Source organism: Jeotgalibacillus proteolyticus, assembly GCF_002926065.1.
GTDB classification, from domain to species: domain Bacteria; phylum Bacillota; class Bacilli; order Bacillales; family Jeotgalibacillaceae; genus Jeotgalibacillus; species Jeotgalibacillus proteolyticus.
In genome coordinates, this window is sequence record NZ_PREZ01000010.1 from 58033 (window position 1) to 82221 (window position 24189).

22 protein-coding genes and 1 rRNA gene are annotated in these 24189 nt (G+C 43.4%); 21 read left to right on the plus strand and 2 right to left on the minus strand.

The window, feature by feature from the left end; translation table 11 throughout:
* Positions 1 to 163 precede the first annotated feature (163 nt).
* Both cwlD and C4B60_RS20190 read left to right on the plus strand, forming a co-directional pair.
* Positions 164 to 883: an N-acetylmuramoyl-L-alanine amidase CwlD gene (cwlD, locus tag C4B60_RS20185; RefSeq protein WP_104059770.1), complete on the plus strand. Its 720-nt coding sequence runs from the start codon at positions 164 to 166 to the stop codon at positions 881 to 883.
* 97 nt (positions 884 to 980) lie between these two features.
* On the plus strand, positions 981 to 2033 hold the full coding sequence (locus C4B60_RS20190; RefSeq protein ID WP_104059771.1) for a P-loop NTPase: 1053 nt from the start codon (positions 981 to 983) through the stop codon (positions 2031 to 2033).
* Positions 2034 to 2096: 63 nt separating this feature from the next.
* On the opposite strand, the gene gerD is transcribed toward C4B60_RS20190, so the two are convergent.
* Positions 2097 to 2771: a spore germination lipoprotein GerD gene (gerD, locus tag C4B60_RS20195; protein ID WP_104059772.1), complete on the minus strand. Its 675-nt coding sequence runs from the start codon at positions 2769 to 2771 to the stop codon at positions 2097 to 2099.
* 150 nt (positions 2772 to 2921) lie between these two features.
* Between gerD and C4B60_RS20200 the strand changes: the two genes are divergently transcribed.
* From C4B60_RS20200 to C4B60_RS20285, 18 genes are all read left to right on the plus strand, one after another.
* Entirely contained in the window at positions 2922 to 3581 is a 660-nt protein-coding gene (locus C4B60_RS20200; protein ID WP_104059773.1) for a KinB-signaling pathway activation protein, read from the plus strand.
* Positions 3582 to 4099: 518 nt separating this feature from the next.
* Positions 4100 to 5848 carry a polysaccharide deacetylase family protein gene (locus C4B60_RS20205; protein ID WP_167578718.1) on the plus strand — a complete coding sequence of 583 codons (1749 nt, stop codon included), beginning with the start codon at positions 4100 to 4102 and terminating at the stop codon, positions 5846 to 5848.
* A gap of 5 nt (positions 5849 to 5853) precedes the next feature.
* Positions 5854 to 7128: a glycosyltransferase family 2 protein gene (locus C4B60_RS20210; protein WP_104059793.1), complete on the plus strand. Its 1275-nt coding sequence runs from the start codon at positions 5854 to 5856 to the stop codon at positions 7126 to 7128.
* Positions 7129 to 7244: 116 nt separating this feature from the next.
* Positions 7245 to 8366, plus strand: coding sequence for a glycosyl hydrolase family 8 (locus tag C4B60_RS20215; protein ID WP_135122149.1), 1122 nt, complete (start codon positions 7245 to 7247; stop codon positions 8364 to 8366).
* Between the two features lie 680 nt (positions 8367 to 9046).
* Entirely contained in the window at positions 9047 to 9826 is a 780-nt protein-coding gene (locus tag C4B60_RS20220) for an SAF domain-containing protein (protein WP_104059776.1), read from the plus strand.
* 23 nt (positions 9827 to 9849) lie between these two features.
* Positions 9850 to 10989, plus strand: a complete 1140-nt coding sequence (locus C4B60_RS20225; protein ID WP_104059777.1) for a CpaE/TadZ family protein — start codon at positions 9850 to 9852, stop codon at positions 10987 to 10989.
* Positions 10990 to 11013: 24 nt separating this feature from the next.
* Positions 11014 to 12369, plus strand: a complete 1356-nt coding sequence (locus tag C4B60_RS20230) for a TadA family conjugal transfer-associated ATPase (protein WP_104059778.1) — start codon at positions 11014 to 11016, stop codon at positions 12367 to 12369.
* On the plus strand, positions 12360 to 13289 hold the full coding sequence (locus C4B60_RS20235) for a type II secretion system F family protein (RefSeq protein WP_245154064.1): 930 nt from the start codon (positions 12360 to 12362) through the stop codon (positions 13287 to 13289). Before C4B60_RS20230 ends, C4B60_RS20235 begins: the two co-directional genes overlap by 10 nt.
* Before the next feature lie 9 nt (positions 13290 to 13298).
* Positions 13299 to 14240 carry a type II secretion system F family protein gene (locus C4B60_RS20240; protein ID WP_104059779.1) on the plus strand — a complete coding sequence of 314 codons (942 nt, stop codon included), beginning with the start codon at positions 13299 to 13301 and terminating at the stop codon, positions 14238 to 14240.
* A gap of 12 nt (positions 14241 to 14252) precedes the next feature.
* Complete coding sequence (locus C4B60_RS20245) at positions 14253 to 14462, plus strand: hypothetical protein (protein WP_104059780.1); 210 nt, start codon at positions 14253 to 14255, stop codon at positions 14460 to 14462.
* Between the two features lie 228 nt (positions 14463 to 14690).
* On the plus strand, positions 14691 to 16103 hold the full coding sequence (locus C4B60_RS20250) for a vWA domain-containing protein (RefSeq protein ID WP_167578719.1): 1413 nt from the start codon (positions 14691 to 14693) through the stop codon (positions 16101 to 16103).
* Between the two features lie 96 nt (positions 16104 to 16199).
* Positions 16200 to 16595 carry a TadE family protein gene (locus C4B60_RS20255; protein ID WP_167578720.1) on the plus strand — a complete coding sequence of 132 codons (396 nt, stop codon included), beginning with the start codon at positions 16200 to 16202 and terminating at the stop codon, positions 16593 to 16595.
* Positions 16592 to 17272 carry a Tad domain-containing protein gene (locus C4B60_RS20260; RefSeq protein ID WP_104059783.1) on the plus strand — a complete coding sequence of 227 codons (681 nt, stop codon included), beginning with the start codon at positions 16592 to 16594 and terminating at the stop codon, positions 17270 to 17272. Before C4B60_RS20255 ends, C4B60_RS20260 begins: the two co-directional genes overlap by 4 nt.
* A 12-nt stretch (positions 17273 to 17284) precedes the next feature.
* Positions 17285 to 17479, plus strand: coding sequence for a hypothetical protein (locus C4B60_RS20265; protein WP_104059784.1), 195 nt, complete (start codon positions 17285 to 17287; stop codon positions 17477 to 17479).
* A gap of 12 nt (positions 17480 to 17491) precedes the next feature.
* Positions 17492 to 18211, plus strand: a complete 720-nt coding sequence (locus C4B60_RS20270; protein WP_104059785.1) for a YciC family protein — start codon at positions 17492 to 17494, stop codon at positions 18209 to 18211.
* 14 nt (positions 18212 to 18225) lie between these two features.
* Positions 18226 to 19809 carry a hypothetical protein gene (locus tag C4B60_RS20275; RefSeq protein ID WP_104059786.1) on the plus strand — a complete coding sequence of 528 codons (1584 nt, stop codon included), beginning with the start codon at positions 18226 to 18228 and terminating at the stop codon, positions 19807 to 19809.
* Positions 19810 to 19860: 51 nt separating this feature from the next.
* Positions 19861 to 20640, plus strand: a complete 780-nt coding sequence (locus C4B60_RS20280) for a hypothetical protein (protein ID WP_104059787.1) — start codon at positions 19861 to 19863, stop codon at positions 20638 to 20640.
* Positions 20641 to 20731: 91 nt separating this feature from the next.
* A complete protein-coding gene (locus tag C4B60_RS20285; RefSeq protein ID WP_104059788.1) occupies positions 20732 to 21514 on the plus strand; it encodes a hypothetical protein in 783 nt (260 codons plus the stop codon).
* Positions 21515 to 21587: 73 nt separating this feature from the next.
* Here the strand turns inward: C4B60_RS20285 and C4B60_RS20290 are convergent, their stop codons facing one another.
* Positions 21588 to 22301 (minus strand): polysaccharide deacetylase family protein, encoded by a 714-nt coding sequence (locus C4B60_RS20290; RefSeq protein ID WP_104059789.1) that lies wholly within the window; start codon positions 22299 to 22301, stop codon positions 21588 to 21590.
* A gap of 316 nt (positions 22302 to 22617) precedes the next feature.
* On the opposite strand from C4B60_RS20290, the gene C4B60_RS20295 reads away from it, so the two are divergent.
* Positions 22618 to 24168 (plus strand): 16S ribosomal RNA (locus C4B60_RS20295).
* The last annotated feature ends 21 nt before the right edge of the window (positions 24169 to 24189 follow it).

A 24189-nucleotide genomic window follows, 5' to 3' on the forward strand; every position in this document is an offset into this window, starting at 1 on the left:
GTTATAAAGAGGCTGAGACAAAACCATTGTTTTATAAACGTGAGGTGAACGGAGCGTAAGGCGGCGACTCCTGCGGGAAGAAGCGGGAGCTTGAGATCCGCTTCTACATAAAGTAAGACAAGCATATACTAGTCCATCCTTCAAAATGGCAGGTGGGCGTTTAATGAAAAAGAAGATCATTTCACTTGTGGTTATGATAGCAGTGGCAGCTGTCGTGTTGGGGCTGCGGGTTGACCGTGTGGTGGTCAATACCATTCAGGAGTGGAGAATGCCCCTTGCCGGCAAGGTGATCGTCATTGATCCGGGCCATGGGGGAGCAGACGGCGGAGCATCCTATGAAACGATCCTGGAAAAGAATCTGACGCTGACGATCTCAAGACAGCTCCAGGCTTACTTAGAAGAACAGGGTGCTATTGTGAAGCTGACACGAGAAAAGGATATGGATCTTGCTGATGAGGCTACAAAAGGATATAGAAATCGAAAGCGGGAGGACTTAAAGCATCGCCTTGACCTTCTAAACGACAAGGATAATGATTTGTTCATCAGTATCCATTTAAATGCGATTCCTCAGACGCAATGGAGCGGCGCCCAAACCTTTTATACAAATTATCATGATGATAACGAGCGGATTGCCCGCTTTGTTCAGCACGAGCTCGTACGTCATCTGCCGAAAAATGACCGCAGAGCCAAGCCAATTGACGGGATTTATGTGCTTAGTCATGCGAAAACGCCAGGAATTTTGGTAGAGGCAGGATTTTTGTCAAATCCTGAAGAGAGGTACTGGCTCCTGCAGGATGAATATCAGCAGAGTGTCGCAGCATCCATTTATCTTGGCATCTTACGTCATTATTCCGATGAAGAAACCATAGTGGAGGAATATTAGGCAGTAAAAAAACGGCAGGCTCCCTTCACAGACATTCGAAAAGCCCTATGTTATACTGACATAGAATGTAAACGAATTCAATGAAGGGGTGTCAGATTTGATTACAGAACAACAGGTCCATGAACTCATCGGCTCAATGCAAGATCCGATCCTACATACAACACTCGCTGAAACCGGCGGGATTGTTGAAATTTCCATTAAAGAAGAAAAGAACCATGTAAGTGTCAAAATTGCTTTAGCAAAAACAGGCACGCCTGAACAAATGCAGCTGCAGATGGCTGTGGTTGAGGCGCTAAAAGGAGCAGGAGCAGATACAGTGGGCATTCGTTTCACTGAGCTTCCTCCTGAGGCACTCGAGCAGTTCAGAGGAACACAGGGAGACGCTGTAGAGGATAATTTGCTTTCTCCTAACAATAAGGTTCAGTTTATTGCAATTGCCAGCGGAAAAGGCGGCGTCGGAAAATCTACGGTATCCGTTAATTTAGCAGTTGCTTTAGCACGCGCAGGCAAAAAGGTCGGCTTAATTGATGCGGATATTTACGGTTTTAGTGTGCCGGATATGATGGGTATTAATAAGCGTCCTGTTGTTCGGGGAGAGCGGATTATCCCGGTCGACCGGTTTGGTGTTCAGGTAATTTCCATGGCCTTTTTTGTAGAGGACAATGCTCCGGTTATTTGGCGCGGACCGATGCTTGGAAAAATGCTGAACAGCTTCTTCACAGAAGTTGAGTGGGGAGAGCTTGATTATTTATTGCTTGATCTGCCGCCGGGCACTGGGGATGTCGCGCTCGATGTCCACGCCCTTTTGCCGTCAAGTAAGGAAATTATTGTGACAACCCCTCACCCAACAGCGGCATTTGTAGCAGCACGAGCTGGTGCGATGGCGCTGCAGACAGACCATTCCATTCTTGGTGTGGTAGAGAATATGTCTTATTACGAAAGTAAGAAAACAGGAGAACGTGAATACGTCTTTGGCCAGGGAGGAGGAGAAAAGCTTGCAGATGAGCTTCGTACAGATCTCCTTGGGAAGCTGCCGCTGCGTCAGCCTGATTGGGACGAAAATGATTTTGCCCCTTCCGTTTACGGGGAGGACCATGAGCTCGGTAAAATCTATGCCGGTATCGCTCAACAGGTAATCGAACGAACGTAAAAAACGATTGATAAGAAAGAAACGAGCATAAAACCACGAAGGTTTTATGCTCGTTTTTTATTGCTATGCACCACCACCATTACTGCCATCACCTTCACCGCTGCCGCCGGAGCCTGTATCGTCGGCTCCGCCAGTGCCGCTGTCACCGCCGCCAGCACCTCCAGCACCACCGCCTTGAGTGCCGCCGGAAGGCTCTCCCTCACCTATTTTTTTTGCTGCTTCAAGAAGAATATCCTGCAGCTCTTTTTGAACGAGGGGACTGTTCATGACTTCAATCATCTGTTTTTTTGTTTCTTCACGGAATTTTTGACTGTTCAATAAATTTAAGGTCTGCTCCTGAATGGATGGATCCTTTAGAAGTTCAAGCATCATGGCCTGATAATCCGGATCCTGCATGAGACCTTTAAGGAGTTCTTCATTTTGCTTATGCATGCTTTTGGCTAAAACCTCTGCAAACGCAGGATCTTTAAAGGTTTTTTCCCAGAACTGCTTGCCTTCGTCTGACAGGAGCTTGGAGTCGATGGTTTTCTTTACAACATCCTGATCTAAAACAAGTTCTTTTTTTATTTCTTCATCCGACAGGAACTCCTGAACAGCTTTTTTGCCTTCGTTTGTTTTAAGTAAATCAATGACCATTTGCTTTGTTTCGTCATAGCTTGCGGCTTTTTCGCCGCCTCCGCATGCGGATAATGACAGAATTATGGTAAATGCTATCCCTAGCATGAATAATTTTTTCATACCTCTTCACCCCCAAACATCAAATTTCTACTTATAGCTTTTGCATTCCGGGGTAAAATATTCGTGTTCACAACGTAGTCATGGATTTTTCAAATGGTGATTGGTACAATCGAAGGAGAGTTTGTAAATTAATTGCTGGGGGATAAATACGTGACTATCCGAAGTTGGATTCGATTTTTTTTCATGACACTGCTCGTAGGCGGTGTAACAACAGGAATTGTTGGCATTGCCGTTCGCTGGAATGAGCTGATGAACTTATTAAACGGCCAGGATATCGTTGAGGTAATGTCTGTTATTGTCTGGATGGTTGGAGTAGGGATGACATTCAGTGTACTGAGCCAAATGGGTTACTTTGCCTACCTTACAATCCACCAATTTGGACTGAGCATATTCCGCTCACTAAAATTATGGAATGCTGTGCAACTCGTGCTTGTTGCATTTGTTATATTTGATTTAGTTTATTTCAGGTTCACTACATTTGCAGGGCAAGGAGAGTCGTTGCTTCCTTACATCGGCTTAGCAGGCTTTCTTTTATCCGTAGGGCTGCTTGTTGCTTATCTGAAAACAAGACAGGCAAGCAAATCACTTTTTCCATCTGCACTCTTTTTTATGGTCGTTGTTACCACCCTTGAATGGCTTCCGGTTTTGAGAAGCAATGAGGGCTACTGGCTTATCACGATTATGTTCACGCTGATGGCGACCAATGCGTACCAAATACTGTCGCTTCCAAAATATAATCAGCGTTCTGTTAAAGAACGTGAAGAGCGGCTTGCCCGTAAAGCTGCAAGGCAAAATGCAGCAGCGAAATAGAGGCTTAAAAGAAGATCTCCAAACAGGGGATCTTTTTTTGTTCTGTAACTTTTTAGTTTTTTAGAAAACAATGAAGTTAAACTGGCTGAGAATTATAGTAAATGGTAAATAAGTATGGAATAAAATGTTTATTCCTCAGTCAGAGCCGTTAAAAGGTGATTATTCGACAAAATAATAGAAATTCTTTGGAGGCCATTTATGTAAAAGTATTCACTTATATGTTCTTAATAAAGAATATTTAGTTATATATACCTATAAATGAATATAGTAATCTATGTTATACTCATGGAGCAAAATGTTCTTTATAAGGAACGATTTTATTCTAAAATTTTTTGGTGCGCTGCCTAGAAAGGAGATGAAAAGGGATAATTCGTCATCACTTCTTATGAAATTCAGTGCTATGGCACTTTATGGGCTTAGTATGGGAAAAAAGTTCTTAATAAAGAATTATTGTTTTCTTTGTTAAGCAACTAGCTCGCTTCGCTACAGAAAATTAAGACTGCATGGGAGGAATGAAAATGAATAATAGTAAAACGACTAAAAGAAAGTGCCTGGCGGCAGCTTTTATCATCACACTGTTGTTTTCTATTTTTCTTTCTACACCACAGAGCATTGCTGAGGTTAAGGAGGAACAAGCTAAGATTGTTGTTGTCTATACTTCAAAGGAAAACGAAATTAATGAATATCAGCGGCAGCTTGATATGCTGCTTGGTCATTTCTCAAAAGATATAACCTTCATTAGCAGTGCAGAAGTGGAGAAAAAGGATCTGGAAAATGCCACGCATCTAATTTATTACGGGCAGAAAAAAAGCCGTCTTCCTGAAACTTTCCCTGCTCTGCTGGAAGAATACACCGGTCCGTTTTTAGCCATAGGCTATAACACTGAACAGCTTGGTGCACATTTTGACTTCATTCAATCGCACGGGGAAATTGCCATTGACCAGCTCTACTTTACTAATGATCCGAATACGTTGCTAAATGCGTCTTATGGTAAAGCAATTAAGGTGAATATAAAGGGAAATACAGAGATTTTAGTCGAAGCCACTAAAGGATATGAGGACTCAATTGAACCCATTCTTGTTAAAAATCAAAACCACTATTATTTTGCCATCGATGACATTGCGCTAAACGAAACAATTTTTCTAGGAGAGATTTTACATACTTTATTTGAAACAGGGGAGAGATCCTCTTCTCGGCCCGCCTATCTTCGTTTAGAGGATGTGCACCCGCTTGTGGACCCTGTTCCGTTACAGGAAATTGCAGAAATTTTAAAGGGTAAAAACATTCCCTACATGATTGCTGTCATCCCGGTTTACACTAGCCCTCAAACAGGGGAAAAGCATTATTTCTCAGACTCACCAGCCCTGCTGAAAGTGCTGAAACAAATGCAGAAAGATGGAGCCAGCATTGTGCTCCACGGCTACACTCATCAATATCGCTCGAGTGAAACGGGAGAAGGTTTTGAGTTTTGGGATGTTGAAAATAATTTGCCGGTTTATGCATCTTCAGACGAGGAGTTCAATTTAAAAGAGAAAAGCGAATTTAAAACAGCTGAAGAGTATGAGAAATATATGGATGGCCTTAAGCAATTCGAGCGGGAGTATATTCAAACCAAATTAACAAGGGGCATTCAGGAACTCGTGAACTACGGGCTGCATCCTTTAGCTTTTGAAGCGCCGCATTACACGATGTCGCAAAATGGGTATCAGGTTGTATCCGACTATTTTTCAACCTACGTTGGCCAGGTGCAACTAAGTGATGAGGACTGGAGGACGATGGACGGAACCCCTTATATAAGCACCCCATCCTTCTTAAATGGAATGGAGCTTTTACCTGAGACGCTAGGTTTTATAGAGGAAGATAACCCTAATTCACTGAAAGACATTCAGTCGAAATCAGAAAGAATTCAGATGACTGAAAATGGAATTGCAGCTGCATTTTATCACCCTTATCTTGGGTCAGAGGGTCTTTATGACGTACTGAATGAAATGGAAAGGATCCCTCATTTAGAATGGATCGATTTAAAACAAAGAGATATAAGTGTTCAAGCGGATAACGTCAGCATTTATACAATAAACGGGGAGGTCATTGCCGATGTAAAAAACGGTGCACTACTTATGACTTCCTGGGATTTTTCTATGTACCATATTAAAGGATTTCTTAAAACAGCGATATGGGGAATGGCGATTTTAGGAGGAGTAGCTGTATGGCTATTCGTAGTGTTTACTATTCATCTTCAAACCAGGAGTACAAAAATGGAAGGGTGATTTTAATGGCTGATTTTATATTATATACATCACTTTTTTTAATCTGGATCATGCTGTTCTATCATGCATTTCTTATGATTGGCGGTTATTTTCATTCACTAAAGTATCGGGAGTTTGAGAAAAAGATTTCAACTACAGGTGAGGAATTCCCCAAGGTAAGTATTTTAATTCCTGCACATAACGAAGAAGTGGTGATTGAAGAAACGATTCGGTCAATGATTCGGCTGCATTATCCTAAAGATAAGCTTGAAGTCATTATAGTTAACGATAATTCCAGTGATGACACCGGTAAAATAGTTGACAGGTATGCAAAAAAATACTCATTCATTCACGCAGTCCATACGAAGCCGCCTCATGCAGGAAAAGGAAAATCCGGTGCCCTTAATCAAGGACTGCTTGCTTCTACCGGCGATATTATTGCCGTCTATGATGCCGATAATACTCCTGAGCCAGATGCCATTCGTTACCTTGCGCTTGGCCTGAAAAACGACCCTAAAGCAGGAGCGATGGTTGGAAAGTTTAGGGTCGTAAATGCCAACAAAAACATTCTAACCCGTTTAATTAATATTGAAACACTTACCTTCCAATGGCTTGCTCAAGCTGGACGCTGGTTTTGGTTCAAAATGGCGACCATACCCGGTACAAATTTTGCTATTCGCCGCTCGATCCTTGATGAAATTGGGGGCTGGGATGAAAAAGCTCTCTCCGAAGACACAGAACTGAGCATTCGCGTTTACAATATGGGGTATTATATTCGTTTTTTCCCGGCAGCAGTTACCTGGGAGCAGGAGCCAGAAACCTTAAAGGTCTGGTGGAGGCAAAGAACCAGGTGGGCGCGGGGTAATCTATATGTGATCTTTAAGTATTTGTTTACGATGCATAAACTCAAAAACAAAAAGGTATTAATTGATATTAGTTATTTCTTATTTACTTACTACTTGTTTTTTGGCGGAGTGCTCCTTTCGCATGGAATCTTTGTTGTCAATCTTATAACCGATCTTCAATTATCGATTGGCAAGATTTCGATTGCATTATTAATTGTGGGTTTTCTTCTCTTTCTCACAGAGGTCTGCCTGGCACTCAGTATGGAAAAACATCAGCTTACGTTGAAAAACTTTATTCTCGTCCTATTCATGTATCTTACGTATTCTCAGATGTGGATTTTCCTTGTGGCATACGCATCTTTTTTAGAAGTAAAACGGGTTCTATTCAAGCAGGAAGCGAAATGGTATAAAACACAACGGTTTAAACAGCCCGCAAAGAACAATCATTCTGCATAGCTCATGGTCATTACACCTTTAAGGAGTGTAGAGGATGAAAATTATGATGATCTATAGCACGAAAGCCCCGGTGTGTAATATGAACGAACCTATTAATCCTTATTATTCACGCTCAAATGGAGCAGTTAAGTCAGGGTGAAGGGGTGAAAAGAAAAGTGATGTACATCAGTGCCCTTTTGGTCATGATTAGTTTGATGCTGTTTATATTATTTAACCGGACACAAAATGAACAAAGATTTGCGGGAGAAGAATTTATAGAAGAATGGCTGAGGAATGAGAACGGTACGCTGGCAACTTATATTCAGGAAGGAAAGCTTGTCGATGAGGATTTGGTAAAGGGAAGAGAAGCCTTATCAGAAACATTAGGCTTGTGGATGGAGTATGCGATTGAAAAAAAGGATGCGAAGTTATTTGAGGAAGCGTATGATCAATTGATTCATCTTTTTCTAGACGAAAAAGGATTTGTTTATTGGAAATTAACAGAAGATGGAGAAAAAGAGGTTTGGGCAAATGCATTGGTAGATGATTTGAGAATCGCCTCCGCCCTGTTTCAGGCAGCTGAATTGTGGAATAGGCCGGTCTATAAAAACACCGCTCGTTCTGTCAGTAACTATTTGGTTGAAAATAATGCCTATAAAGGAATCTTAACCGACTTTTATGATAAAAAAATAAGGTATAAGAGCCGGATTATTACTTTATCCTACGTCGAACCTGAATCCCTGGCTGTGCTTGAAACTGAGCAGATCATGGATAACAAAATGCTTAACGATATGCTGCTCATTTTAGAAAATGCAGAGCCTCAACGTGTTTTTTTTCCTAAATCGTATAATGTCCAAACAAGGGAGTATCAATTTGATGACACCATCAATCTCATTGATCAATCTTTAGTAGCCTATTATCGGGCAAAAAGAGGCTACTCGACGAATACATTCCACTCATTTATTAAGGAGCAGTTTGATAAACACGGCGTAATTTACGGTCAATACAATAGACACAGTGAGAAACCGGCTGTAGACTACGAGTCACCTGCTATCTATGGATGGCTGATCTTGTACAGCTTACAAGTGAATGATGATGCACTTGCTTTACAGCTATTTAATGAAATGAATAAGTTTCAGCTCAAAGAAGGTCAATACAAGGGAGGCTACTCCGTTTATAAAGAAGATACGCATATTTTTGATAATCTCGTTCCGTTGATTGCTGAACGGGAGCTTTATAACAGGAAACTTATAAAATGAATAAAAATGTTCTTAAAAACCAGGGGGGTTCACTCCTGGTTTTATTTTGGTTATACCACTCAGCTGTACTTTCTTCTTCTTATAAAACATTACCAATTTTTTATGCGTTTCAAAAGACCTAGTTACCTTCATGACGATGTTTAACACATATAAACACAAAATAATGTAAATCCCTCGTAAAATGGTTCCATAAAATTGTTTAAATTTGTTTTCAGAATAAATTTATGGGTATTTAATAGCTAGGTTTTATTTTTTTAATATTCAAAAATAATATTTTTGATTCAAATAGTCTTAATTTGAGATACCTTTACGTTATAAAAAGAGTCTTTTGTCCTGTAAATTGTAATTTTTGTAATACTAAAAATAGAATTTTGAAGGGAAGTGATGAAAATAAGAACTATTCTCCTGAAAATATTCTAAATGAACTCGTTAGTAGGTCACGGTTTATTTTACTTTAAATCGGTTGGTGTGTGACTTTAGTGGGGGGTGAATTTCGATCAGATTCTACTCCATTTGACAGCATTGCCTATTTTTTATAAAAACATGATAGGCAATTCATCACACGCTTTGTTTTAGCACTTATTACGTATAAGTAAATAACTATATGAACAGTTTCACCTTATTCATTTCCATTTATTTAATGATGTACAACTATTTGAAAAGAAAAGAGGCAATAGAGCATGATCGAGTCGAAAAGAAGAGCCATTATCTTTTTATTGCTGGCTTTGCTGCTTGCGGCAGCTGCCGGGTATCTTACTCTTCAAAAAGTGAGAGAGCTAAACACCGATTTAGGAACGATGGTAAATGTATATGTGGCAGGCACAGATATCTCATCAAGAAGCGTGATCACCCCTGACGACATTACCATTCAAAGCATCCCTCAAAAATACGTAACCGATGAGCACATCGTAAATACAGAGGATCTGGTCAATAAGGTTTCTGTTATCCCGCTTTCTGCCGGGGATGTCCTTACACGAAATATGCTAAAGGAAGCGTCCGCTGTAACGGAAGAAAACAACCGGCTCGTCACGCTTTTATCCTCTGAGCGGGTGTTCTTTGATGAACAGCTTGAGGCGCTCGACAGGGTTGACGTTATAGTTTCCACCCGAACAGATGAAGGAAATAAAACCGAGATTTTTATGCGTGATGTAAAAGTGGCCAAGGTGGCAAAGGAGGATGGCAGCTTTTCCGGAATTCAGGTGGAAATCGCACTTGAGGAAGCGCCAGAGCTCATTCATATGCAAAACTACGCAGACAGCGTGAGGATCGTAAAAGCCAATGTTGGTCTCTCGCAGGGTGTAGCGGAGGCTGTTGATGAAGCAGAGGAGACTGCTGAACCAGCAGAGGAAGAAGCTGCAGAGCAGCCTGAAGAACAAAAAGAAGAAGAGAAGCAGGAAGAGAAGAAAGAGGAAGAGGATGAGAAAAAAGAGGATGAGAAAAAAGATGAAGATGAGTCCTAATTCACGGGGTAAGGAGCGTTCATATGAAGCAATCTGATATTTTAATCATTGGCCAGGAAGGGATGCTTTTAACATCCGTTCAGGAGCACCTTTCAAATGACATTAACTATGACTTTCTTGACTCGGCTCATCTTCGTTCAGAGCTGAAAAATAAGGATCCGAAAATCATCCTTCTTTTACATAAAGATGATAACAACCTTGAAAGAGTTCAATACATCCAATTTGAAACACAGGGAATTCCAATCATTTTTATTCATGAGCTTCATGATTTTGAGCTGTTTCGTAATCTTGTGCGGGCTGGCGCCACTGACTATCTCGTATTTCCAGAGGATGGGGATGGCTTTGAAGACAGGATTTTAAATATCGTGTCCAGAGCGGATGCGGAGGAATCAACTGAAAAAAAGACCACCTTCAAGCGTGGGAGCGGAAAGGTTTTTGCCTTTTACAGCGGAAAAGGCGGCAGCGGCAAAACCTTTCTCAGCACTTCATTTGCCCAAACTTTAAAGCTAGAATCCACCGCACAGGTTGTTTATATTGATTTAAATCTTCAATTCGGAGGCGGAGAAACCTTTCTTGGCGTCGAAGCTAACCGAACAATTCTGGATTTCGAACCTGTTATTAACGAAATCAGTGAGCATCATCTGAGAAATGTATCTGAAAAAGAGCGTTTTTCCAAAATGGACCTGCTGATCAGCCCAAGAGATGCAGAGGTGGCAGAGCGCCTGACAGAGGAGTTTGTAACCAAGCTGCTCCGGGCCTGCAGAAGAACCTACGATTTTATTATTGTCGATCTGCCGGCAGGAATTGATGAAAGATCATACGGTGCATTGATTGAAGCGGACAAAATTTATTACACCACCATGCTTGATACACCTTCTATCCGCGTAATGAAGCATGTAGAAGAGCTGTTTCAAAAGCTTGGCATACCGGTGGATGGGCGTCTTGAGCTCGTCATTAATGAAGCTGGAAGAGAAAATGAGCTGTCTAAAAAAGACCTGGAACGGTTTGTCTCCTATCCGGTTGCAGCCGAGGTCAGAAGAGATATAAAAGGAGTTCAGGCAGCGATTAATAAGGGGCAGCCGATCCGAAAAGAAGTAAAGGAAAAAAAGCTCATCCCGGCAGCAAAGGATATTCGAAAATGGGTACGCTCGATGCTGAAATGAAAATGGGGGAAAGGAGGATAACGGATGGCACTTTTTCAACGAAAAAAGCAGCAGGAGGAAAAAGAAACCTTTACTACTGAAACAAAGCATTCAATCATGACGCCTTATCTGGAAGAGCTTCTGGAGCATTATAAAACACGTCTCCTGGCTGAAACAAATCTTGAGCAGTTAACGGCATCTGAAGAGCATGAGCGGCGAACCTCGATAGAAAGGCTCATTAATCAATTTATGCTCGAGGAAAAGGTCGTCATTCCAAGAAACGAGCGGGAAACGCTGCTTTCAAGGCTTATTGATGAGAGTGTCGGCTTTGGTCCCCTTGAACAGCTGTTAAAGGATACGAGTATTACTGAGATTCTAGTAAATGGGCCAAAGGAAGTCTTTGTTGAGAAAAACGGGCAGCTTGAGCCATCCTCAGTAACGTTTAAAGACGATGATCATGTCCGCCATATTGTAGACCGGGTCATTGCTCCGCTTGGCAGGAGAATTGATGAAAGCTCTCCAATGGTAGATGCGCGACTGCCGGATGGAAGCCGTGTAAATGCCGTTATCCCGCCGATCAGTTTGAATGGCACACTCATTTCAATCCGGAAGTTCCGCAAAGAGCCGTTTGAAATGAATGATCTGCTCCTCTTTCAATCACTGGATGAGCGTATGGCAGAATTTATGCAGGCAATTGTAGAAGCGAAAACCAACATTTTGATCTCAGGCGGTACAGGAAGCGGGAAAACAACCCTGCTAAATGCAGTCGCAAAATCCATTCCGCTGAAGGAACGTGTTATCACGATTGAGGATTCAGCAGAGCTTCGGTTAAATAGAGGCAGCGTAGTAGGAATGGAAGCAAGGCCGCCTAACGTGGAAGGTACTGGTGAGGTGTCCATCCGGCAGCTCGTAAAAAACGCACTGCGTATGAGACCGGACAGAATTATCGTCGGTGAGGTACGGGGGGCTGAAGCCTTTGATATGCTCCAGGCGATGAATACAGGACATGAAGGCTCGCTCACAACCGTTCACTCCAATTCTCCAACAGATGCCATTAACAGGGTTGAAGGAATGGTCGTCATGGCAGGAATGGACCTGCCCACCCACATCATTCGGGAGTACATTGTCGGCGCACTGGATTTTATTATTCAGGCAGAACGACTGGGAGACGGGAAGCGGAAGATCGTTAATATTTCTGAAGTGTTCGTAACCGATGATAATCAGGTGAAAATCCGGGACGTCTTCATCTTTAAACGTACGGGAACCGGAAAGGATGGCGAGGTGCTTGGTCATTTTGAACCAACCGGCTACATCCCAGCCTGCCTGGACCGCTTGAAAATGTTTGGGATCAAGCTCGATCCGAGGATGTTTGAGAGAGAAGGTGAGCCTTCATGGACTTAGGAATTGCAGCCATTATGGCAGGCGCCTTTTTATGCCTCATCTTTACAGCCTATTCGTTTTTAGATTACAGGCGCAAAAAGCAGGAGTGGAAAAAGAAGGTTAGAAAATGGTATCCGGAGGAAAAGCGGAAAAGCGCGATCAGTGTCTGGGGGGATAAGTACGATGCATCCCCATCCTCCGCCAAGCTTCACCAAAAGCTTCAAACCGCCAATTTAGCTCTTCTGCCTTCAGAGTATCTCGGGATCCATGTTCTTGGCGTACTGGTATTTTTCGTCCTTTTTAATATGGTGTTCAATCTAACGCTGTTATTCACTTTGCTCCTAACAGCAGGAATTCTTGGAGCGAGTCATTTTCTTCTTTTTTACCTTCGAAAGAACCGGTTTGAGGAAAGATTCAATGAGCAGCTGAGTGAAATATGCAGGCTGCTCGCGAATGCAGCCAAATCAGGTATGACCATTTCACAGGGAATCGATCTTGTGGCAAGGGAAATTAATGCACCGGCAAAGGACGAGTTCAAGCGGATGTCCTACGAACTAAAACTCGGGGTTCCGCTCGAGCAGGTGCTAAGAAAAGTTCAGACTCGGAATACCTCAAGAGATTTTCAGCTGTTTGCTGCGACGCTGCTGATTCAAAAGAAAACAGGCGGCAACCTGGCATCCACTCTAGAAACGATGTCGAATACGCTTGAGGAAAGAAAGGTTTTGCACCAAACGATTCGCACCATGACATCAGAACAGCGTTTCATCTCCTTAATCGTGCCGGCTATGCCGATCTTTATCCTTCTCATGATGAACAATATTGTTGAAGGCTTTACAGATCCATTAACGACCGGGCCCGGTATCATCATTCTGGTGCTGTTTGGTTCTGGCATCATTTTATCCTTTTTCCTGATTAGAAAGATTACGAATATTAAAGTGTAGGTGATAAAGGTGGATGCCTTAATTATATTTTGTGTCATTGTCTTTTGGTTTTTAGTGGTATTAGGACTCAGGAACTGGTCAGTGTACTTAAACGAAAAAAGAGAGCTCCTCGTTCATGTCTCCGATGTCACACTGGTGGATGGATTTGAAAAAAAGGAGAAAAAAAGAAAGCAGCGGGCAGGGTTTATTGACAAGGTGACCAAATATGCGGATGAATTTGCCGATCTTGGCCAGCGAATCAATTTCTTCAGTGAAAATCTCGATGTGGAAAACTGGCTGAAGAAATCAGGGAACCGCTACGAGCTCTCAGTGGCAAGGTTTCAGGGAATGAAAATGCTCTTTTTAACGATAGGCTTTTTTGCGGCAATGTTCTTTTTCATTCTTGGCTTTCCCTTTTCGCAATTTGGACTCATTTTACTTCCGCTGGCAGGGTATTTTCTGCCGATTATCGTGATTAAGCAGCAAGTGAAAAAGCGCCAGGAAGCCATCCGGCTTGATTTGCCGGATTTTCTGGACACCATTAGTACAAGCCTTCAGGCAGGGGTAAGCCTGGATCAGGCATTAAGGGAGGTGATTCGTTTTTTCGACGGACCGATCAGAGAAGAATTTACCCGCTTCAATCAGGAAATTGACTTAGGCGTTCATCGTGAAAGGGCGTATCGCAACCTGCTCGACCGAAACAGCAACGAGGAATTCCAGCAGCTGATCAAGTCGCTTTTGCAGGGCTTAAAGCTTGGGGTGCCGGTAGCAACTACCTTTAACGTCCAGGCGGTAGACATGCGGCAGCTGCGACAGGAAAAGGTCAAGGAGCTGGCAGCCAAAGCATCACCTAAAGTCACAATGGTCACTACCTTTATCGTCGCACCAGTCTGTATTTTAATGATCGCCGGTCTTATGCTGTTGAATATGATTTATGGCGAAAATAGTATCTTTAATCTATTAAACTTTTAGGAGGAAATGAAAATGAAAAAACTAAACGAATGGTACCTACAATTTATGATGCTGCTTACAGGTAAACTGAAAGAGGAAAGAGGTTCACAAACACTTGAGTGGATTGGGATTGCCGCGGTTATCGTTATTCTTGTAGGCGTTGTTTCACAAGCATTTAGTGGTGGGGATTTTGGACAAACGCTAGTTGATAAATTTAATGAATTCATAAACGGGATCGGATAAACAGACAGCGCGATAGGAGGACAAATAAGGGATTCAATTAAAAGGCTTTCTATCGCCCTGTTTAAAAATGTTCGAGCTTTAGTTCAGGAGTCAGGAACGAGCTAAGGGGTGAACGAAATAAGAGTTGGTGGGAGCCTTGGCATCGCGTTGAGGATTAGAAAGACTTATATTTTTCCGTCTACTATCAAGTAAACGAGTATGGGCAGATGTATGACAGGAGGATATTACATGAGAAAAGCAAGAGGGCTTTTAATCGCTCTGCTAAGTATCGCTTTAGTAGCATGTCAAAACGATGAAGCACAGCAGAATCCGGAAGCTCCTGAGGAACAGGATACTCCAGCAGAAGAGCCCGAATCAGATGGAACATCCGATGATGTTGCAGAAGAAGACAGTAATCAGGAGGACATCGTTACTCTTGTCGAACAAATGAATTTAGATGCGCCTCCTGAAACTGTTCAGGAAGTCATTAATCAGGAAGTCGGCTCCTTAAACGGGATAAATCTTCACCATTTGGATCGGGATGAAAGTCATAAACTACTGATTGAGGAATACGGAGATTTCCCGCGACTGCCGGAGGAACCAACAGAGGAAGAGCTGGATGCTTACTTTACTTATCTCTATTCTTTAGTTAAAAACAGCTTTCCAGATCCTAAGGATGTTTTGGATTTTTTGACGTTTGAACTTTCTGGAACACCGGAAGCGGACCCTCGTTACAGTTTTAAAGAAAACTATAATATCGAAGTCATTCTTGATGCAAGCGGCTCGATGGCTGCCTACGCAGGAGAAGAAACAAGAATGGAGCTGGCGAAACGCGAAATAACCTCATTCCTTTCGTCTGTTCCGGAAGAAGCTAATGTTTCGCTCCGTGTATACGGACATGAAGGAACAGGCTCTGATGAGGACAAGGAAAAATCATGCAGTGTCATCGAAGAGGTTTACGAGCGAAGCAGCTACGATGAAGCAGAGTTTGCAAATGCCCTTGATCGCTTTGAGCCGGCCGGCTGGACGCCTGTAGCAGGGGCACTTGAGTCAGCAAAAGAGAGCTTCGAGGGACTGGATGGTGAAGAAAACACCAATTTAATTTACTTAGTAAGTGACGGTATTGAAACATGTGATGGTGATCCGGTTGCGGTGGCAAAAAGCTTCGCTGAAAGTAATATATCTCCGATCATCAATGTCATCGGGTTTAATGCGGATGCCGATGCACAAAGACAGCTTCAGGAAGTAGCAAAAGAAGCGAATGGAATGTTTTCCAATGTGAACAACGCTGATGAATTGAAGGAAGAATTTAATCACTCCGATGAAGTTCTGAAACGGTGGGAGCAATGGAAAAGAGACGCGGACAAGGAAATTACCCGGGATTCGATCGATAGCTCAAAGGCGATCACAAAGTTTTACAATCAATGGTCCTCTGCTTCAACTAACCTTAATTTAAATCTCGGAAGAGCTCTTGATTATCTGGAAAATGAAGAAATCATTACCTATGATCATAAGATGGCCTTAAGAGACAGGCAAAGAGAACTTGAACCCATTACCTCAGGGATTAGGAATGATCTACGGGATGAACTGAAGGAAGCACAGAAGGAAGGCCTGGATAGTATGAGACAGAAGCTTGAAGAGCGATATCCTGATGAGGAATAACGGGAAGCTCCCGCTTTTCCAGCCGTTTCAATAAAGATGGATGGGAAAGCGGAGGCTTCACAGCAGATTAAAAGCCCCGGGAAGGAGGAGCTGGCGATGGAAAAACAAAAAAAACATGTCTTAGATGAAAGAGGATCTGCCACCATTGAATTTATAGGAATTGTTCCACTCGTATTTTTTGTCTTATTATTCGTCTGGCAGTTAATTGCCGGAGCGCACGGACTGATTCTGGCACACTCTGCTGTAAATGAAGCAGCAAAGGTGTACTCCGTTACGGCAGAAGCAGGAGAAGCTTCACAGGCAGCGGAGTCAATCATTCAGGCAGGCGGAAGTCATGTAAGCTTTGGGGGTGCCCCGATCTCAGGAACCGATCAATTTACAGCCTCCGTTACGATCCGAATCGACATGGTGTTTTTACCTTCTGCCTTCTTTCCGGGTGGAAAACCAACCGTCTCCTATACAGCAGATACCACAGGCAAGGTGATTCGATGAAAAAGTGGAAGAGTATAATTCAAAACCAGAAGGGCAATACAATTATCTTTGTTCTGGGGCTAACCTCAGTCATGATGGTCATGTTTGTGTTGGTCATCAATTTGGCAGGAGCACTTGTGGTAAAAGAACAGGCTGCCTCCACAGCTCAGCAGGCAAGCCTTGCCGCCACCGCTGAGCTGTACAGCCATCTTCCGCAGGTCATCGAAGACTATGAATCTGAAATTATTGGCATCGTGGATAAATATCCTGAATCGATTCAGGAAAAGATAGATAAAGAGATTCAGCGTTTAGCACAAGGGGAGATGAGCGGTTATACCATCAATGAAATTCAAAACAAAGCCATGGATAATGTACTGACCGATGAAATTACAAGCGGTCTTGGGGATGATTTGTTAAGAGAAAAAATTGAAGAAGAGCTCCAGTATGACTGGTCGCTTAGAATGCGGGAAATCGCCCGGCAGGTGATTTTATCCAATGGAGGCACGCTTGAAGGAGCAACTATCACTTTTTTCGATGATGGACAGATCAGGGTTAAAGCAACCCACAAGGCAGACCCAGTCGATTATGACGGCTTCTTCGCCGGGCTGTCAGAGAATTTAACGAAAGCTTCAGCAGGACCTGAAATTCAATTTTTAAAAGAGTTGGACTGGAACAACCAAACCTATTCACTTGAGTAAGGAGAGATACTAATGAAAAAACATAAACGATGGAAACGGATTTATTTGTTTTTAATGATCTTTTTTTACGTAATCTTTGTACCTGTTACAGTGGGCGAATGGCTGCTTGGCGATGGAGGGTTCCCCTTTACTGCAATAGCGGTAGGAGTAGCGCTTCCGATGATAAGGAAAAATCATTTAACGCAGCTTGAGCAAGGAGCCCGTTAAGGAGGGATAAAAATGGAACACCCCATACGGTCAGCATTTTCATTTTTCAGCCAGCGATATGAGCGAATCCTGCTCCTGATCCTAATGGTTCAACTGCCGTTATTACTCGTACACTTTTTTCTGGCTAATTATATTTATGCCGTAACGCCAACGTTCAGTGGACAATTTTCCACTGGAGATATCTTCAATGCAATGCTGATTCTTTTGCTGTTTTTATTTGCACAAATCCCTTTCCTTTATTTCTGGCATTATGAGGAAGCAGGAGAAGATAAAGCGCTCAGAAAGGCAATGCTTCAATTCACGATACGTGCTTTTCACTTTTTTGTTTTTGCCGTCTTCTTAAGTGTAATTGTAACGATTGGATTTGGTCTTTTCTTTCTTCCCGGCCTAATCTTATTAGCGATGTACATAAGCGCGCCGATCATTGCGGTAATCGAAGAAAAGTCCGTTTGGAAATGCATGAAGGAAAGTGTCCAAATCTTCAAAAAGAATCATTGGAAAATCGTTCTTTTAATTATGACATTTGGGATAGGGGAGCTGATCATCTCCTTTTTTATTCAAACCATGATTATGTCGATTACAACGTCTTATCTGGCGATTGTCATTATTAATCTATTTATCAACACAATCTTTTTTCCACTTTTTTATTTAATGCTGGCATCCCTGACAGGAAAATGGAGAAACGAGCTTGGTCTATTATCTGTTGAAAATGCAGCAGCAGAAAATAGCTGAAAGGGAGGAGAAATATGAAACGATTTATTAAGCAAACCTTCGCCGTTGTCACGATTCTACTGATGGTCTTCCAATCATTCTTATATTCTGTCGGTTCAGCTGCCGTAAACCCCTGGTCAGGGAACACATGGTCAGGGAACACATGGTCAGGGAACACATGGCAGGGTAATACCTGGTCCGGAAACACATGGTCCGGAAACCCATGGGAAGGCACTACCTGGAGCGGAGATCCTTGGGAGGGAAATACCTGGTCAGGCAACACCTGGCAGGGTAATGCAACCAATGGAAATAACTTTAATGGAGTTGATTGGCAGGGAGTACCGTGGTCAATGTCTCCCTGGAATCCCAATGCGACTCCTCCCCCTAATGGCTGGGATGGGAATACCTGGACAGGGACTCCAGGAGCTCCGGGTAATGGATGGACAGGAGATCCACTTGCTCCGGGCAATGGCTGGGACGGTAATTCATGGATTGGGAATCCGCTAGGGCCTGGGAATGGCTGGACAGGCTCTCCATTAGGTCCGGGGAACGGCTGGGCTGGTTCTCCATTAGGACCCGGAAATGGCTGGGCTGGTACCCCGTTAGCTCCGGGAATGGGCTGGGCTGGAACTGGAACGCCTCCGCCCGGATGGAATGGAAATCAATTTGCCGGCGGTCCTAATGAATCGGGAATGGGTCCGGTTTTTGGACCTGACGGAACGATTCGGAACGGGCAGGGAGCTGGCTCAAGCCTGTTAACCCCACCTGCACTAGGGGTTGTTGCCAGCGGAGCAAATTCTACTCCAGACAACAATACACCGGATATGCGCGATGTTTCAGATTATGTGGTAAATGATGTCATCATGGGTCAGGTTAACATGGTCGGTACCTTTCTGGAAAAAGGGGACGATTTCTCCTTTCGTGATTCCGGCGGTTTCATGGGGAATGTCTTACTGAATGGTCTGAGACTTGGTATTGGTGATAATCCGGTTATCGATTTTATTGATGATACTCAAACAACGGTCTCCACTATTAAAGACGGATATGAGGCTTACAATGCATTCCAAACAGCACGAAATGCGGAACAGATTGGGAATGCAGCCGGTACTGCCGGTGACCTCGCCAGGTTGGGGAATAGTGTTGATAGTGTTACAGATGTTGCGAGTGCTGCAACATCCATGGGGGCAGTTTCAAAACTAAACCTTGTAACTGCAGGTGCAGGTGCAGCATTTGGCATCTATGATACTACTACGAAGGGTATAGATGCGTATAAAACCCTGACCTCTGATGCTCCGACCACGGAGAAAGTTTCAGCGGTTGCTGATACCACTGCTTCATTCGGAGATACCCTTATGAATGCTGGTGTAATCGCAGCAGCCATTCCTGGCGGACAGGCTGTGGGCTCTGCGATGATCGTTGGTGGTGCTGTTGTATGGGGAGTTTCAAAAGGAGTTAAATTCTTTGCAGATAATTGGGAAGGTGTAAAAAAATTCGGCAATGATTTTAAAAACGATCCTGTAAAAGCGACGAAGGATTTAGCTGTCGATACTTTCAATAAAGGAAAAGAGAAGGTTAAGGAAAGCTGGGACGGCATTAAAAGCTTTTTTGGAGGAAAATAATCAAGCCTGAATGATACAATTAGTCCAACTAAACGATTTGGATGTGAGAAGATGAGTGGAGAGATCAACCAGATTGAATTAAAAGCTAAGAAGTATAAAAAATGGCGAGAAAAAATTGATGTCTACCCATTTCCTTGGGTAGGCAGCAAAGATGTTTATTATAATGTCGTCTATAAGATTAAAAATGATGTAAAAGGTGTCGCAGTGATTTCAAAGGGAGAAGGCTCACAAAGTGAGTTCGAAGATGCTTTTCATCATCTCTTTTATTTTTATGGCCTCCTGGAAAATATTCATGCAAGCGGTTCTGAAAGAGCTAGAATTGCACCGGAGTTCTATTCAGAGCCTTTAGAGCTTATGGAAAAGGAGCAGGAAGAAAAACTGGCTCCCGGGAAAGAACTGATTAGCTCTCTGTATCAAATTCAGCTTGATTTTACAGAAGCATATGAAGGTTTCTTTGATCACTTAAGCCATATGCGGGAGGTTACGAAAAAAATAACAACTGAAGATGTAGAGATTGCTAGAAATGCTTCTACCAGAATCAACCTTCTTCAATACCTTCACATTAAGGAAGCGGTAGACCACTCGGCTACTTTAAATGAATGGATTCTTAATATGAAAAACCTTCAGCTGTGGGACAAGCTGTCGAAGGATCAGCAAATCTTTTATACTAATTTAGCGGAAAATAAAGCCTCCTTACAAGCATCTATCGACGGGCTGGGAATTCCCCAGGCGGATACGTACGAAGAAATGTTCAAATTAAGCCAAGAAATAAATCTGGAAAAGAATGAAAAGGAAAAACAGAAGCAATGGAACGAGCTTCGTTATCCTTAAAAAGATTGGAGCGGACTGAGTGGTTGGAAACAACACTTGGTCCGTTTTTATACCTAATTCGTGAGACTATGATGAGTGAGGACCTTGTGAGATGGGCGAAGAGATACCTTTTATTGAAGCTAAAGCAAAAAAGCACAAAAAGTGGAGAGAAGAAATTGAAGTGAATCCGATTCCTTGGGTAGGCCCTAATGATGTTTATTATTTCGTTCTCTATAAAATTAATAAACGCGTAAAAGCGTGTGCTGTACTATCAAAGGGAGAAGGCTCTCGAGAAGAGGCAATTGAAGCTCATAAGCATTTATACCTCTTTTATGTTTTGCTTGAGAATATACTTGCCGACGCAACTGACAGGTCTCGTATTGCTTTTGAATTTTATACTGAACCTTTAAAAATAATCGAAGAGGCAAACCGGGAAGAGCTTCGGGATGGAGAAGAGCTAATTACATCAATTTACAAAAAACAATTAGAGTTTAATGAGGCATACAACTCTTTTTTTGACCACGTATTCAAAATGAGAGACGAGACGAAAAGAATTACAGGGGATGATGTAACATTTTCCCACGACTCAGCCACACGCATGAACATATTGCAATATCTCCTGCTTCAGGATGTGGTGAAGCATTCAACCGTTTTGAATGAATGGATTAGGCATATGAAGGATTTACAGCTTTGGAAGAAGCTTACCAAGGATCAACAAATCTTTTATCGGGAATTGGCCAACAATAAGTCCTCCCTCGAAGACTCATTGAGTGGACTAGATGTAACTCCTGCAGATTCCTATGAAGAGTTGTATAAGATTAATAGGGAGAGTAGTGAAAAATACAACAAAGAGGAAACGAAAAGACAATGGGACAAGCTGAGGTATCCTAAGTAATTCAATCACTACAAATCCATTAGAAGGCGAACTAAGTTACCTGCTCAGTTCGCCATTTTAAAGCTTTTAAAGCTTAGTCAATTAAACGAATCTTGCTGTCAGAAGAAGCCAGCAATTCAAGGATCGAAACATAATTGTGTTCACTCCCGTTTAACGCTTCACTCCATTTCTTCCAGCTGCTTTTCATATCCTCAAGCTTATTCGGAACCTCAAGCTCAACGACAGCCCCTTTTAACGAACTTGCTTTTTTGGCAGTAAGTTCCTCACCGGTCACAAGATGACTGACCACAATAAAATCCTCCTTAGCCATAGCCTTAATAATAGAAGGAGGCAAAAGCTCGTCCTTCGTACGATAATAGGCGGCATCAAGATTATGCTCTTCATAGAGAGCGCGCAAATCCTGGAGATGCTTTTCAACCTCCCCGCTTTCCAGTGATTCAAACCGCGATGGATGAATATCATAAATGCCAACGTCATAACCGGCGAGCTGAATTTCTTTGACTACATCTTTTTGGCGGTCCACCCACGCCGGATCGAGGAAGAAAGCAGCTTTTTTAATGCCTTCTTTTTCAAGCTCCTCAAGAAGCCACAGGACCGACTCTTCGCCAAGCTCAATGTTGAAGGTCAGGGCGACTCCGTCATTTCCTTTATACACGATGCCCGGCGATGGCCAAACCCCAGTTACCCTCATGACACTGGGGGGTGAAGGAATCAACATGATGACTAACGTAATTACAATCAGAATAATCCCGGTTTCAAAGCCCTTCTTAAAAAAGTGGTTTCCCATACTCATATCTCCTTCGCTGCCAGCCATTTTTTAAAGCATATGAAGCAGAAGGGTAAAATATCTTTTTTCTTCAAAGGTATTGACCAATATAATTTACGGTGATATATTAATAAGCGTCGCTTTTGAGCAGGCTTAATAAGACAGTTTGAAAGATTAATAAAAAACTGTTGACATGATATTCGAAAAAATGGTATGATGATCAAGTCGCTTGAGAGAGCAACACGCAAGTGAAACACCTTGAACCTTGAAAACTAAACAACCAAAAACGTCAACGTTAATTCTTGATTTAAATGAAACAAATGAGCTTTTCAAACACTTTACGGAGAGTTTGATCCTGGCTCAGGACGAACGCTGGCGGCGTGCCTAATACATGCAAGTCGAGCGGATCGTTTGGAGCTTGCTCCAAACGATTAGCGGCGGACGGGTGAGTAACACGTGGGCAATCTGCCCGTAAGACTGGGATAACTCCGGGAAACCGGGGCTAATACCGGATAATTCCGGCTCTCTCCTGAGAGCCGGCTGAAAGATGGTTTCGGCTATCACTTACGGATGAGCCCGCGGCGCATTAGCTAGTTGGTGAGGTAACGGCTCACCAAGGCGACGATGCGTAGCCGACCTGAGAGGGTGATCGGCCACACTGGGACTGAGACACGGCCCAGACTCCTACGGGAGGCAGCAGTAGGGAATCTTCCGCAATGGACGAAAGTCTGACGGAGCAACGCCGCGTGAGTGAAGAAGGTTTTCGGATCGTAAAACTCTGTTGTTAGGGAAGAACACGTACGAGAGTAACTGCTCGTACCTTGACGGTACCTAACCAGAAAGCCACGGCTAACTACGTGCCAGCAGCCGCGGTAATACGTAGGTGGCAAGCGTTGTCCGGAATTATTGGGCGTAAAGCGCGCGCAGGTGGTTCCTTAAGTCTGATGTGAAAGCCCCCGGCTCAACCGGGGAGGGTCATTGGAAACTGGGGAACTTGAGTGCAGGAGAGGAAAGTGGAATTCCACGTGTAGCGGTGAAATGCGTAGATATGTGGAGGAACACCAGTGGCGAAGGCGACTTTCTGGCCTGTAACTGACACTGAGGCGCGAAAGCGTGGGGAGCAAACAGGATTAGATACCCTGGTAGTCCACGCCGTAAACGATGAGTGCTAAGTGTTGGGGGGTTTCCGCCCCTCAGTGCTGCAGCTAACGCATTAAGCACTCCGCCTGGGGAGTACGGCCGCAAGGCTGAAACTCAAAGGAATTGACGGGGGCCCGCACAAGCGGTGGAGCATGTGGTTTAATTCGAAGCAACGCGAAGAACCTTACCAGGTCTTGACATCCCACTGCCCGGTCTAGAGATAGACTTTTCCCTTCGGGGACAGTGGTGACAGGTGGTGCATGGTTGTCGTCAGCTCGTGTCGTGAGATGTTGGGTTAAGTCCCGCAACGAGCGCAACCCTTGATCTTAGTTGCCAGCATTCAGTTGGGCACTCTAAGGTGACTGCCGGTGACAAACCGGAGGAAGGTGGGGATGACGTCAAATCATCATGCCCCTTATGACCTGGGCTACACACGTGCTACAATGGACGATACAAAGGGCAGCGAGACCGCGAGGTGGAGCTAATCCCATAAAATCGTTCTCAGTTCGGATTGTAGGCTGCAACTCGCCTACATGAAGCTGGAATCGCTAGTAATCGCGGATCAGCATGCCGCGGTGAATACGTTCCCGGGCCTTGTACACACCGCCCGTCACACCACGAGAGTTTGTAACACCCGAAGTCGGTGAGGTAACCTTTATGGAGCCAGCCGCCTAAGGTGGGACAGATGATTGGGGTGAAGTCGTAACAAGGTAGCCGTATCGGAAGGTGCGGCTGGATCACCTCCTTTCTAAGGAAATGGCCGATGGCT

Bases quoted from the DNA above. Each gene is read 5' to 3' on its own strand.
- cwlD (WP_104059770.1), top strand. From the start codon at position 164: ATGAAAAAGAAGATCATTTCACTTGTGGTTATGATAGCAGTGGCAGCT.
- gerD (WP_104059772.1), bottom strand. From the start codon at position 2,771: ATGAAAAAATTATTCATGCTAGGGATAGCATTTACCATAATTCTGTCA.
- C4B60_RS20205 (WP_167578718.1), top strand. From the start codon at position 4,100: ATGAATAATAGTAAAACGACTAAAAGAAAGTGCCTGGCGGCAGCTTTT.
- C4B60_RS20210 (WP_104059793.1), top strand. From the start codon at position 5,854: ATGGCTGATTTTATATTATATACATCACTTTTTTTAATCTGGATCATG.
- C4B60_RS20215 (WP_135122149.1), top strand. From the start codon at position 7,245: ATGGAGCAGTTAAGTCAGGGTGAAGGGGTGAAAAGAAAAGTGATGTAC.
- C4B60_RS20220 (WP_104059776.1), top strand. From the start codon at position 9,047: ATGATCGAGTCGAAAAGAAGAGCCATTATCTTTTTATTGCTGGCTTTG.
- C4B60_RS20225 (WP_104059777.1), top strand. From the start codon at position 9,850: ATGAAGCAATCTGATATTTTAATCATTGGCCAGGAAGGGATGCTTTTA.
- C4B60_RS20230 (WP_104059778.1), top strand. From the start codon at position 11,014: ATGGCACTTTTTCAACGAAAAAAGCAGCAGGAGGAAAAAGAAACCTTT.
- C4B60_RS20235 (WP_245154064.1), top strand. From the start codon at position 12,360: ATGGACTTAGGAATTGCAGCCATTATGGCAGGCGCCTTTTTATGCCTC.
- C4B60_RS20245 (WP_104059780.1), top strand. From the start codon at position 14,253: ATGAAAAAACTAAACGAATGGTACCTACAATTTATGATGCTGCTTACA.
- C4B60_RS20250 (WP_167578719.1), top strand. From the start codon at position 14,691: ATGAGAAAAGCAAGAGGGCTTTTAATCGCTCTGCTAAGTATCGCTTTA.
- C4B60_RS20255 (WP_167578720.1), top strand. From the start codon at position 16,200: ATGGAAAAACAAAAAAAACATGTCTTAGATGAAAGAGGATCTGCCACC.
- C4B60_RS20260 (WP_104059783.1), top strand. From the start codon at position 16,592: ATGAAAAAGTGGAAGAGTATAATTCAAAACCAGAAGGGCAATACAATT.
- C4B60_RS20265 (WP_104059784.1), top strand. From the start codon at position 17,285: ATGAAAAAACATAAACGATGGAAACGGATTTATTTGTTTTTAATGATC.
- C4B60_RS20270 (WP_104059785.1), top strand. From the start codon at position 17,492: ATGGAACACCCCATACGGTCAGCATTTTCATTTTTCAGCCAGCGATAT.
- C4B60_RS20275 (WP_104059786.1), top strand. From the start codon at position 18,226: ATGAAACGATTTATTAAGCAAACCTTCGCCGTTGTCACGATTCTACTG.
- C4B60_RS20280 (WP_104059787.1), top strand. From the start codon at position 19,861: ATGAGTGGAGAGATCAACCAGATTGAATTAAAAGCTAAGAAGTATAAA.
- C4B60_RS20285 (WP_104059788.1), top strand. From the start codon at position 20,732: ATGGGCGAAGAGATACCTTTTATTGAAGCTAAAGCAAAAAAGCACAAA.
- C4B60_RS20290 (WP_104059789.1), bottom strand. From the start codon at position 22,301: ATGGGAAACCACTTTTTTAAGAAGGGCTTTGAAACCGGGATTATTCTG.